The organism is Mycobacterium pseudokansasii (assembly GCF_900566075.1).
Classification (GTDB): Bacteria; Actinomycetota; Actinomycetes; order Mycobacteriales; family Mycobacteriaceae; genus Mycobacterium; species Mycobacterium pseudokansasii.
In genome coordinates this window covers 5,116,645-5,129,196 of sequence record NZ_UPHU01000001.1, presented here as the reverse complement: position 1 = coordinate 5,129,196, position 12,552 = coordinate 5,116,645, and the positions used below count along the sequence as shown (strand labels likewise).

Below are 12,552 nucleotides of genomic sequence, written 5' to 3'. Positions count from 1 at the left end.
GCTATCTAAGAATGTTTTTTTGTCTCAGTCTATTTTTGCCCGAAAACGCGAAATTCCTACCGCGCTCGCCGTATGCTGACGGGAAAATCCGCTTGACGGCAACCGGCTGAATCCCGGTGACCGCCGGATTGTCGCAGGCAGTGATCGATGGGTGGCCCCGATGCGACGGCCACCCGGGAGAGGTTGCCGCGAATGAACTTTTCGGTCTCGCCACCGGAGATCAATTCGGCCCGCATATTCAGCGGTGCCGGAGCAGGCCCGATGCTGGCCGCAGCGGCGGCCTGGGACCAGTTGGCCGGCGAGCTCGGATCGGCCGCAACCGCGTTCTCGTCAGTGACCTCGGCGCTGGTGAGTTCTTCCTGGCAGGGCCCGGCGTCGGCGGCGATGGCAAGCGTCGCCGGAGGCTATCTCGGATGGTTGTCCTCGGCCGGAGCGCAAGCGGCGCAGGCGGGTGGTCAGGCTCGGATTGCCGCGGCCGCGTTCGAGGCGACCCGCGCGGCCACGGTGCACCCGGCAGCGGTTTGGGCCAACCGTTCTCAGCTGGTGTCGCTGGTTGCCTCCGACCTGCTGGGTTTCAACGCGCCCGCGATCGCCGCCGTCGAGGCCGCATATGAGCAGATGTGGGCTCAGGATGTGGCGGCGATGTTCGGGTACCACGCCGGTGCTTCGGCGGCGGCATCGGCGTTGACGCCGTTCATCCAGTTGGTGCAGAACCCCGTCGCCTCCGGTGAGGCATTGGTCGCGGCCGCGCAGGCCGCCATCTTGAGCCCGCCGGGTCGGGTGAGCATTTTTAATGCGGGGTTGGCGGATGTGGGGGTGGGCAATGTTGGGTTTGGGAGTGTGGGTGATGGGAATGTGGGTGCGGGGAATGTGGGTGGTAGTAATGTGGGGTTCGGGAATCTGGGGAGTTTGAATTTTGGGTCGGGGAACCTGGGGAGTTTCAATGTGGGGTCGGGGAATATCGGATTGTATAACTTCGGGCCGGGGAATCTGGGGTCGTACAATGTCGGGTTGGGGAATGCCGGGGACTACAACTTTGGTTTCGGGAATACCGGGATCGGTAATATCGGGTTCGGGAACACGGGTAGCCATAATATTGGGATCGGGTTGACCGGTGATGGTCAGGTCGGGTTCGGGGGCTGGAATTCCGGTAGCGCCAATGTGGGGTTGTTCAACTCGGGTATCGGCAATGTGGGGTTGTTCAACTCCGGGACCGGGAACTGGGGGGTGGGCAACTCCGGTGAGCTCAATACGGGGTTGTTCAACCCGGGTCGGTTGAACACCGGGGTGTTTAACACCGGGTTGCTCAACACCGGGGTGGGTAATGCGGGTTCCTACAACTCGGGCAGTTTCAATGTGGGGGCCTCCAACACCGGCTCGTGGAATGCCGGGGACACCAACACGGGCTGGTTTAACCCCGGGGATGTGAACACCGGGATCGGCAATACCGGTGATGTCAACACCGGCGGGTTCAACCAGGGCAACCTCAACAACGGCTTCTTCTGGCGCGGTGACGGCCAAGGCCACGCCGGCTTCGACTACACCCTGACCATCCCGGCGATCGGGCTGAACCTAGGCGCCGACGTCCCGCTCGGTATTCCCGTGACCGGCACCATCGGAACCATCGTCAACGGCGGGCCCCCCGAAATCACCGTTCCGGGCTTCACGATCCCGACCTTGCATCTGACCGGGGATGCGCTGTTCGGCACTATTGGGCCGATTGTGGTGGATCCGATCACGATTACGGGTCCGTCATTGAATCTGACCGTCGGCGGCGGGCAGTCGTTGCAGTTGGGTTTTTCGGGTCCGGGTGTCGGTCCGGTGGTGATTCCGGTGTTGCAGGTGGCGGCGGGGCCGGGGGTGGGGAATTCGACGGGTGTGCCGTCGTCGGGGTTCTTTAATAGTGGTGTTGGTGGTGCGTCGGGGTTTGGGAATGTGGGTGGGGGTTCGGGGTGGTGGAATTTTGGCCGGTCTTCGGGTGTGGGGAATGTGGGGGTGTTGGGTTCGGGGGTGTTGAACCTCGGTGATGGGGTGTCGGGGTGGTTTAACACGATTCCGAGCATGGGTTCGGGTGTGGGGAATGTGGGGGAGCAGCTGGCGGGGTTGTTCTCGGCGGGTCCGGGTGGGCCGAGTGTGTTCAATCTTGGTTTGGGTAATCAGGGTGGGTTGAACCTGGGTCATGCCAATGTGGGTGATTTCAACCTGGGTGGCGGCAATGTGGGTGATCACAATGTGGGTGGGGCCAATGTGGGTGATGCCAATGTGGGGGTGGGCAACATTGGTGATCACAATGTGGGTGGCGGCAACGTCGGTAATGTGAATGTGGGGGGTGGCAATGCCGGGGATGGGAACCGGGGGTGGGGTAATACCGGCAGTTTCAACGTCGGGTTCGGTAATACCGGTGTCGGGAATTTCGGGTTGGCGAACCAGGGCAGCAATAATATTGGGATCGGGCTGAGTGGGGATAACCAGATCGGGTTCGGCGGGTTCAACAGTGGTGCCGGTAATGTGGGGTTGTTCAACTCGGGCAGCAACAATATCGGGTTCTTCAACTCCGGCACCGGTAATTTCGGGGTCGGTAACTCGGGCAGTTTCAACACCGGGATCGCCAGCACCGGGAGCACCAACACCGGGGTGTTCAACACCGGGCTGGGCAATACCGGGTGGGCCAATGCCGGCGACTTCAACTCCGGTGGGTTTAACGCCGGTGCCTTCAATACCGGCTCGTTTAACCCCGGCGACACCAATACCGGCTGGTTCAACATCGGTGACCTCAACACCGGAGCGTTCAACACCGGCGATATCAACACCGGCGCGTTCATCTCCGGCGACGCCAACAACGGCTTCTTCTGGCGCGGCACCGGCCAGGGCCTCATCGCCGCCGACTACACCCTCACCATCCCCCACATCCCCCTCACCCTCGGCGGAGGCGGCTTCTTCGAATTGCCCATCACCGGCTCCATCACCGGAATGACCGTGCAGTCTTTCATGGTGCATGGGATCGGCGACAGCAATACCGGCATACCGCTGAACCTCCAGCTCAACGTGCTTGGACAACAGACCGATGAGATCGGCGTCCAAGTCCACATCCCGGTGATCGACAAGGACGTCACCATACCGCTACCGGCCCTGCCGATCAGTTTGGGCATAACTGTCGACAATCAGATAGGCGCAATCCTCGTCCCGCCAATCACCATTAATCCGATTACGTTTAACAATGTTATGGTGGGCAATAACACGACGTCGTTGTCGGCGGATGTGGCGGGTGGTATTGGGCCGGTGACGATTCCGGTGTTCCAGCTGGCGGCGGCTCCGGGTTTTGGGAACATTACGGGTGTGCCGTCGTCGGGTTTCTTTAATTCTGGTGTGGGTGGCGGATCGGGTTTCGGCAATAGTGGTAGTGGCGTGTCGGGTTGGTGGAATGTTGCGTCGCTGAGTTCGGGTTATCAGAATTTGGGTAATCTGGTGTCGGGTTTCATCAACAAGGGTGAGCTGCTGTCGGGGATCAACAACAGCAATATGTTGGGTCTGTCGACCTCGGGTGTGGGTAATGTCGGGGACAACGTGTCGGGATTGTTCTTCCAGGGCGCCGACCGGGTGAGTATTTTTAATGCGGGGTTGGCGGATGTGGGGGTGGGCAATGTTGGGTTTGGGAGTGTGGGTGATGGGAATGTGGGTGCGGGGAATGTGGGTGGTAGTAATGTGGGGTTCGGGAATCTGGGGAGTTTGAATTTTGGGTCGGGGAACCTGGGGAGTTTCAATGTGGGGTCGGGGAATATCGGATTGTATAACTTCGGGCCGGGGAATCTGGGGTCGTACAATGTCGGGTTGGGGAATGCCGGGGACTACAACTTTGGTTTCGGGAATACCGGGATCGGTAATATCGGGTTCGGGAACACGGGTAGCCATAATATTGGGATCGGGTTGACCGGTGATGGTCAGGTCGGGTTCGGGGGCTGGAATTCCGGTAGCGCCAATGTGGGGTTGTTCAACTCGGGTGCCGGCAATGTGGGGTTGTTCAACTCCGGGACCGGGAACTGGGGGGTGGGCAACTCCGGTGAGCTCAATACGGGGTTGTTCAACCCGGGTCGGTTGAACACCGGGGTGTTTAACACCGGGTTGCTCAACACCGGGGTGGGTAATGCGGGTTCCTACAACTCGGGCAGTTTCAATGTGGGGGCCTCCAACACCGGCTCGTGGAATGCCGGGGACACCAACACGGGCTGGTTTAACCCCGGGGATGTGAACACCGGGATCGGCAATACCGGTGATGTCAACACCGGCGGGTTCAACCAGGGCAACCTCAACAACGGCTTCTTCTGGCGCGGTGACGGCCAAGGCCACGCCGGCTTCGACTACACCCTGACCATCCCGGCGATCGCACTGAACCTGGGCGTCAACGTCCCCCTCAACATCCCCATCACCGGCCACCTCGGCGACATCGTGATCGGCAGCTTCACGATCCCGACCTTGCATCTGAACGGTAGTAATTTGACCGGCACGATTGGGCCGATTGTGGTGGATCCGATCACGATTACGGGTCCGTCATTGGATTTGCATGTTGGGGGTCCGGGTGAGTCGTTGCAGTTGGATATTTCGGGTCCGGCGCTGGGTCCGGTGGTGATTCCGGTGTTGCAGGTGGCGGCGGGGCCGGGGGTGGGGAATTCGACGGGTGTGCCGTCGTCGGGGTTCTTTAATAGTGGTGTTGGTGGTGCGTCGGGGTTTGGGAATGTGGGTGGGGGTTCGGGGTGGTGGAATTTTGGTGGGTATTCGGGTGTGGGGAATGTGGGGGTGTTGGGTTCGGGGGTGTTGAACCTCGGTGATGGGGTGTCGGGGTGGTTTAACACGGTTCCGAGCATGGGTTCGGGTGTGGGGAATGTGGGGGAGCAGCTGGCGGGGTTGTTCTCGGCGGGTCCGGGTGGGCCGAGTGTGTTCAATCTTGGTTTGGGTAATCAGGGTGGGTTGAACCTGGGTCATGCCAATGTGGGTGATTTCAACCTGGGTGGCGGCAATGTGGGTGATCACAATGTGGGTGGGGCCAATGTGGGTGATGCCAATGTGGGGGTGGGCAACATTGGTGATCACAATGTGGGTGGCGGCAACGTCGGTAATGTGAATGTGGGGGGTAGCAATGCCGGGGATGGGAACCGGGGGTGGGGTAATACCGGCAGTTTCAACGTCGGGTTCGGTAATACCGGTGTCGGGAATTTCGGGTTGGCGAACCAGGGCAGCAATAATATTGGGATCGGGCTGAGTGGGGATAACCAGATCGGGTTCGGCGGGTTCAACAGTGGTGCCGGTAATGTGGGGTTGTTCAACTCGGGCAGCAACAATATCGGGTTCTTCAACTCCGGCACCGGTAATTTCGGGGTCGGTAACTCGGGCAGTTTCAACACCGGGATCGCCAGCACCGGGAGCACCAACACCGGGGTGTTCAACACCGGGCTGGGCAATACCGGGTGGGCCAATGCCGGCGACTTCAATTCGGGTGGGTTTAACGCCGGTGCCTTCAATACCGGCTCGTTTAACCCCGGCGACACCAATACCGGCTGGTTCAACATCGGTGACCTCAACACCGGAGCGTTCAACACCGGCGATATCAACACCGGCGCGTTCATCTCCGGCGACGCCAACAACGGCTTCTTCTGGCGCGGCACCGGCCAGGGCCTCATCGCCGCCGACTACACCCTCACCATCCCCCACATCCCCCTCACCCTCGGCCTGGGCGGCAAACTCGACATCCCCATCACCGGCCAGATCGCGGGCCTGACCGTCAACCCCATCACCCTGCACGGCATTGGGGGCAGCACCACCGGCATACCGGTGAATGCCCACTTCACCCTCCTCGGCTCCACCGGTGGCACCACCATCCACTTCAACATCCCGGGCACCGACCTAGGTTTCAGCTTCGACCTACCGTCCCTGCCGATTTCCATCGGAGTGGACATTGGTGATCAAATAGGTGCAATCACTATTCCGCAGATCACCATTAATCCGATTACGTTTAACAATGTTGTCGTGGGCGGTGATACGACGTCGTTGTCGGCGGATGTGGCGGGTGGTATTGGGCCGGTGACGATTCCGGTGTTCCAGCTGGCGGCGGCTCCGGGTTTTGGGAACATTACGGGTGTGCCGTCGTCGGGTTTCTTTAATTCTGGTGTGGGTGGCGGATCGGGTTTCGGCAATAGTGGTAGTGGCGTGTCGGGTTGGTGGAATGTTGCGTCGCTGAGTTCGGGTTATCAGAATTTGGGTAATCTGGTGTCGGGTTTCATCAACAAGGGTGAGCTGCTGTCGGGGATCAACAACAGCAATATGTTGGGTCTGTCGACCTCGGGTGTGGGTAATGTCGGGGACAACGTGTCGGGATTGTTCTTCCAGGGCGCCGACCGGGTGAGTATTTTTAATGCGGGGTTGGCGGATGTGGGGGTGGGCAATGTTGGGTTTGGGAGTGTGGGTGATGGGAATGTGGGTGCGGGGAATGTGGGTGGTAGTAATGTGGGGTTCGGGAATCTGGGGAGTTTGAATTTTGGGTCGGGGAACCTGGGGAGTTTCAATGTGGGGTCGGGGAATATCGGATTGTATAACTTCGGGCCGGGGAATCTGGGGTCGTACAATGTCGGGTTGGGGAATGCCGGGGACTACAACTTTGGTTTCGGGAATACCGGGATCGGTAATATCGGGTTCGGGAACACGGGTAGCCATAATATTGGGATCGGGTTGACCGGTGATGGTCAGGTCGGGTTCGGGGGCTGGAATTCCGGTAGCGCCAATGTGGGGTTGTTCAACTCGGGTGCCGGCAATGTGGGGTTGTTCAACTCCGGGACCGGGAACTGGGGGGTGGGCAACTCCGGTGAGCTCAATACGGGGTTGTTCAACCCGGGTCGGTTGAACACCGGGGTGTTTAACACCGGGTTGCTCAACACCGGGGTGGGTAATGCGGGTTCCTACAACTCGGGCAGTTTCAATGTGGGGGCCTCCAACACCGGCTCGTGGAATGCCGGGGACACCAACACCGGCTGGTTTAACCCCGGGGATGTGAACACCGGGATCGGCAATACCGGTGATGTCAACACCGGCGGGTTCAACCAGGGCAACCTCAACAACGGCTTCTTCTGGCGCGGTGACGGCCAAGGCCACGCCGGCTTCGACTACACCCTGACCATCCCGGCGATCGCACTGAACCTGGGCGTCAACGTCCCCCTCAACATCCCCATCACCGGCCACCTCGGCGACATCGTGGTGGACCCATTCACCATCCCGGTGTTGCATCTGACCGGGACCGGCGGGAATAGTCTGACGGGCACTATTGGGCCGATTGTGTCCGACCAGATCACGATTACCGGGCCGTCGTTGAACCTAACCCTCGGGGGTCCGGGTGAGTCGTTGCAGTTGGGTTTTTCGGGTCCGGCGCTGGGTCCGGTGGTGATTCCGGTGTTGCAGGTGGCGGCGGGGCCGGGGGTGGGGAATTCGACGGGTGTGCCGTCGTCGGGGTTCTTTAATAGTGGTGTTGGTGGTGCGTCGGGGTTTGGGAATGTGGGTGGGGGTTCGGGGTGGTGGAATTTTGGTGGGTATTCGGGTGTGGGGAATGTGGGGGTGTTGGGTTCGGGGGTGTTGAACCTCGGTGATGGGGTGTCGGGGTGGTTTAACACGGTTCCGAGCATGGGTTCGGGTGTGGGGAATGTGGGGGAGCAGCTGGCGGGGTTGTTCTCGGCGGGTCCGGGTGGGCCGAGTGTGTTCAATCTTGGTTTGGGTAATCAGGGTGGGTTGAACCTGGGTCATGCCAATGTGGGTGATTTCAACCTGGGTGGCGGCAATGTGGGTGATCACAATGTGGGTGGGGCCAATGTGGGTGATGCCAATGTGGGGGTGGGCAACATTGGTGATCACAATGTGGGTGGCGGCAACGTCGGTAATGTGAATGTGGGGGGTGGCAATGCCGGGGATGGGAACCGGGGGTGGGGTAATACCGGCAGTTTCAACGTCGGGTTCGGTAATACCGGTGTCGGGAATTTCGGGTTGGCGAACCAGGGCAGCAATAATATTGGGATCGGGCTGAGTGGGGATAACCAGATCGGGTTCGGCGGGTTCAACAGTGGTGCCGGTAATGTGGGGTTGTTCAACTCGGGCAGCAACAATATCGGGTTCTTCAACTCCGGCACCGGTAATTTCGGGGTCGGTAACTCGGGCAGTTTCAACACCGGGATCGCCAGCACCGGGAGCACCAACACCGGGGTGTTCAACACCGGGCTGGGCAATACCGGGTGGGCCAATGCCGGCGACTTCAACTCCGGTGGGTTTAACGCCGGTGCCTTCAATACCGGCTCGTTTAACCCCGGCGACACCAATACCGGCTGGTTCAACATCGGTGACCTCAACACCGGAGCGTTCAACACCGGCGATATCAACACCGGCGCGTTCATCTCCGGCGACGCCAACAACGGCTTCTTCTGGCGCGGCACCGGCCAGGGCCTCATCGCCGCCGACTACACCCTCACCATCCCCCACATCCCCCTCACCCTCGGCCTGGGCGGCAAACTCGACATCCCCATCACCGGCCAGATCGCGGGCCTGACCGTCAATCAATTCACCCTGCACGGGGAAAACGGCCCGGGAATTCCGCTGAACCTGTTGCTCGCTATTGACGCGGACTCGGGCGGAACGAGTATTCACGTCGGCATCCCGGACACCGATATCGGCTTCGACATACCTATAGACGGTCTCCCGATTACGTTGACCCTCCCCTTGAACTCTGAACTGAGCCCGATCGTCATTGAGCCAATCACTATCGGCGCAATCCCGCTCGACCTCACGGTCGGCGGCGACACCACACAGCTCGGCACAGCTCTGGCTGCCGGCATCGGACCCATTACCGCCACCCTCTTCCACGTGTCGCCCGTTCCCGGCTTCGGCAACTCCACCGGTAGCCCGTCGTCGGGCTTCTTCAACTCCGGTGCAGGTGGTTCGTCAGGCTTCGGCAATATCGGCGACACCCTCTCGGGCTTCTGGAACGTCGGCTCTGAGGGCTCGGGGTTCGAGAACTACGGCGGCAGCCTGCTGTCCGGCATCACCAACCTGGGTGGCTCGTTGTCCGGCATCGACAACACCAGCAGTCTCGGCCTCGCGCTGGCCGGCGTTGTCTCGGGTCTCGGCAACATCGGCAGCCAGCTCTCCGGCCTCTTCCTCAGCGGCTCGGTGCCATAACCGCAGGCCGAAGCTGGTTTGGGTGCCACCGGCACCGGCAAGTAGGGTTCCTGCAAGACGTTAAGGATCCCCCGCGGAAGGAAACGGTTGCGCATGGGAATCATGGACAAGGCAAAAGACCTGCTGTCACAAAACGCCGACAAGGTCGAGACGGTGATCGACAAGGCGGGCAAATTCGTCGACGACAAGACGCAGGGCAAGTACTCCGACGCCATCCACAAGGTGCAGGAGCAGGCCAAGAAAGTTGTCGACACGGGCGACCAGCAGAACTGAAGCCATGGCGAAACTCTCCGGATCCATCGATGTCCCGTTGCCCCCGGAGGAGGCGTGGCTGCACGCCTCGAATCTGTCCCGCTACCGGGAGTGGCTGACGATTCACCGGGTCTGGCGCAGCAAGTTGCCCGAGACGCTGGAAAGGGGCGCGGTTGTCGAGTCGATCGTCGAGGTCAAGGGGATGCCCAACCGGATCAGATGGACGATCGTGCGCTACAAGCCGCCGGAAGGCATGACGCTCAACGGCGACGGAGTCGGCGGTGTCAAAGTCAAGCTCATGGCCAAGGTCGCGCCCAAAGACGAAGGCTCCGTCGTGAGCTTCGATGTCCACCTCGGCGGACCCGCCCTGTTCGGGCCGATCGGCATGATCGTCGCCGCCGCGCTGCGCAGCGACATCAGCGAATCCCTGCAGAACTTCGTCGACGTGTTCGCCTCTGCCTGACGCCGACCCGCAACGGCGCCCGTCGCGGAACAGCTGACCTATCAGCCGATGAGTTTCCGGGCCGACCGCGGTCCATAACGGTGAAACCACACGGCAAGGAGGAATCATGCCCATCCGTCACGGCGCGCCACTGGGCGCCCCCTGCTGGATCGACTTGACCACATCAGACGTCGACCGCGCCCAAGATTTCTACGCCACCGTATTCGGCTGGACCTTCGAATCCGCCGGACCCGAGTACGGCGAATACGTCAATGCCGCCAAGGACGGTCATCCCGTCGCCGGGCTGATGGCCAACAACCCGCAGTGGCAGTCGCCGGACACCTGGACCATCTATTTCCACACCGCCGACGTCGCCGCGACCGCCGCCAAGGCCGGCGCCGCGGGCGGCTCGGTCTGCCTGGATCCCATGGAGGTACCCGCCAAGGGCTTCATGAGCCTGGCGAGCGATCCGACGGGTGCCGTCTTCGGCTTGTGGCAGCCGCTGGAGCATCGCGGCTTCGAGGTGATCGGTGAAGCCGGCTCACCCGTCTGGCATCAACTGACTACCCGCGATCACCGTGCGGCCGTCGACTTCTACCGCGAGGTCCTCGGGTGGCGGACCGAAGACGTTTCTGACACCGACGAATTCCGCTACACCACAGCGTGGTTCGGTGACGAGCGATTACTCGGCGTCATGGATGGCTCCGGTTGTCTGCCCGACGGCGTGCCATCGAACTGGACCACCTTCTTCGGCGCCCACGACGTCGACAAGACACTGCGGCTGATCACCGACAACGGCGGAGCCGTGCTGCGGGCGGCCGAGGACACCCCGTACGGGCGGCTTGCCGCGGCCACCGACCCGACGGGCGTCGCCTTCAATCTGTCTTCGTTGCAGACAAGCGTGGCGTGACTCGATGCGCGTTGGGGCCCTATTACGCTCGCATGCATGATTCGCCGGCTGCGCCCGGGTTGGCTGGTGGCGCTATTTGCCGTAATCGTGTCGGTCAGCACGTGGCTGCCGTGGTTGACGACGACGGTCGGCGGCGGAGGCTGGGCAAACGCGATCGGCGGCACTCACGGCAACCTGGCACTGCCGCGGGGGTTCGGCGCGGGCCAACTGATCGTGTTGCTGTCGTCGACGTTGCTGGTGGCCGGCGCGATGGTGGGACGGGATTTGTCGGCCAAGCTGTCTTCGATTGCCGCGCTACTGGTTTCGCTGCTCATCGTCGCGCTCACCATCTGGTACTACACGATCAACGTCAACCCGCAGGTGTCGGCCGAGTACGGCCTGTACGTGGGTGCGGGAGCGGCCGCGTGCGCGGTGGTTTGCTCGCTTTGGGCGGTGGTGTCGGCGACCCTGCAATAGACTTCACCATTCGTGGCGGACTGTGTTGAAAGCGATGCCCCGTGAGTCCGACGCTCGGCGAAGTATTCCGGGTCATCGATCTCGCCGGTGTCTTCGGCAATGCGGTGCTCGGTGGCATTGTCGCCACCGAGGAACGTCTGGACCCCATCGGGTTTGCGGCGTTGGCTATTCTGTCTGGCCTGGGCGGCGGGCTGATCCGGGACACCCTGTTGCAACACGGACCTCCGGTCGCGCTGACCGACTACCTGTATCTGGTGACGGCTATCGCCGGGGGCGTCGTGGCCTTTCTGGTACCGGTGTACGGCCGCACGTGGAACCTGGCGTTCCCCGCTATCGACGCGATCGCGCTGGGAACCTGGGCGGTCGCGGGAGCGCAAAAGACACTCGGGATAGGTCTGGGCTGGGCGGCGGCACTGCTGATGGGCACCATCACCGCAGTGGGAGGTGGGACACTGCGTGATATCGCGGTCCGCCGAACTCCGCAGATCTTCGGCGGTAACACGCTTTACGCGACCTGTGCGGTCATCGCCAGCGCTATGGTGGTGCTCTTCGCCCGCTGCGGGCAAGCCACCGTGGGGGCGGTGGTTGCCACCGTCGTCGGCGCTGTCCTATGCCTTGTCGCCCGCTGGCGGGGCTGGCAGCTGACAGAGGGGCCGGCGTGGCACTACGCCCTGCGAAGACAGCCGGGTAAGCGACTGCCCCGGGTTACGTTGCGGGTCAACAGCGACGACTCACCTCTTCCGCTGGTCAGCAAAAAACGCGCGCCGCGCAAGCGCTGACGGTCTCAGCTCGACGGGAACTCGTGGGTGCCCGAGGCGGAACTGTCGGCGGGCTCGTTGACCCCGTACACGAAGGGCGCGAACACGACTTCCCGGCCGTCCGGGTCGCGGAAGGTGACCGCTCCCATCGCTTCCCAGTACGGGTGCTGCTCGGCGGGCTCGACTCCAGCCTTCCGGAGCCGTGCCAATGCCTCCTGCTGCGCCGCATTGTCCGGGAAGTACAGGCACAGCTGTTCGTGGTGGTCCACGGCGACGTCGTCGACCGCCTCGACAATCTCGAGGGTGAGGTTCCAGCTTGGCAGACCGAAGATCGCACCGTTGCTCCCGTAGCTTTCCGCGAACGTCTCGTAGAGCGGAAGCCCGACCAGGTCACGGTAAAAGCGCACCGTCTCCTCGAAATTCGAGGAGCGACGGGCGAAGCGGATACAGCCGATCGATGCCAACTCCTTGGGCCAGTGTGTCATCCGGCGGCGCTTGTTGTTGTTCACTGCTCCTCCGTTTCACCGAGCCTG

The 12,552-nt window shown here is 61.7% G+C and carries 7 protein-coding genes; 6 read left to right on the top strand and 1 reads right to left on the bottom strand.

The window, feature by feature from the left end; translation table 11 throughout:
• Positions 1-192: 192 nt before the first annotated feature.
• The 6 genes from EET10_RS22975 to EET10_RS22950 all read left to right on the top strand — a co-directional run bounded on the left by EET10_RS22975 (position 193) and on the right by EET10_RS22950 (position 12,040).
• Positions 193-9,201: a PPE domain-containing protein gene (locus EET10_RS22975; RefSeq protein ID WP_122502526.1), complete on the top strand. Its 9,009-nt coding sequence runs from the start codon at positions 193-195 to the stop codon at positions 9,199-9,201.
• A 93-nt stretch (positions 9,202-9,294) separates the two neighbouring features.
• Positions 9,295-9,474: an antitoxin gene (locus EET10_RS22970; RefSeq protein ID WP_036402112.1), complete on the top strand. Its 180-nt coding sequence runs from the start codon at positions 9,295-9,297 to the stop codon at positions 9,472-9,474.
• 4 nt (positions 9,475-9,478) lie between these two features.
• A complete protein-coding gene (locus EET10_RS22965; protein ID WP_063467925.1) occupies positions 9,479-9,916 on the top strand; it encodes a type II toxin-antitoxin system Rv0910 family toxin in 438 nt (145 codons plus the stop codon).
• Between the two features lie 106 nt (positions 9,917-10,022).
• The gene (locus EET10_RS22960; RefSeq protein WP_036402313.1) at positions 10,023-10,805 is read left to right on the top strand and encodes a VOC family protein; all 783 of its coding nucleotides are present in this window, start codon (positions 10,023-10,025) and stop codon (positions 10,803-10,805) included.
• A gap of 36 nt (positions 10,806-10,841) precedes the next feature.
• Positions 10,842-11,261: a hypothetical protein gene (locus tag EET10_RS22955; protein WP_036402109.1), complete on the top strand. Its 420-nt coding sequence runs from the start codon at positions 10,842-10,844 to the stop codon at positions 11,259-11,261.
• A 41-nt stretch (positions 11,262-11,302) separates the two neighbouring features.
• Positions 11,303-12,040, top strand: a complete 738-nt coding sequence (locus tag EET10_RS22950; protein ID WP_063467926.1) for a trimeric intracellular cation channel family protein — start codon at positions 11,303-11,305, stop codon at positions 12,038-12,040.
• Positions 12,041-12,045: 5 nt separating this feature from the next.
• Here EET10_RS22950 and EET10_RS22945 read toward each other — a convergent pair whose 3' ends face one another.
• A complete protein-coding gene (locus tag EET10_RS22945) occupies positions 12,046-12,504 on the bottom strand; it encodes a VOC family protein (protein ID WP_036402308.1) in 459 nt (152 codons plus the stop codon).
• Positions 12,505-12,552 lie beyond the last annotated feature (48 nt).

Coding starts and splice junctions, on each gene's coding strand:
- EET10_RS22945 (WP_036402308.1), bottom strand. CDS start 12,504: ATGACACACTGGCCCAAGGAGTTGGCATCGATCGGCTGTATCCGCTTC.
- EET10_RS22965 (WP_063467925.1), top strand. CDS start 9,479: ATGGCGAAACTCTCCGGATCCATCGATGTCCCGTTGCCCCCGGAGGAG.
- EET10_RS22975 (WP_122502526.1), top strand. CDS start 193: ATGAACTTTTCGGTCTCGCCACCGGAGATCAATTCGGCCCGCATATTC.
- EET10_RS22955 (WP_036402109.1), top strand. CDS start 10,842: ATGATTCGCCGGCTGCGCCCGGGTTGGCTGGTGGCGCTATTTGCCGTA.
- EET10_RS22970 (WP_036402112.1), top strand. CDS start 9,295: ATGGGAATCATGGACAAGGCAAAAGACCTGCTGTCACAAAACGCCGAC.
- EET10_RS22960 (WP_036402313.1), top strand. CDS start 10,023: ATGCCCATCCGTCACGGCGCGCCACTGGGCGCCCCCTGCTGGATCGAC.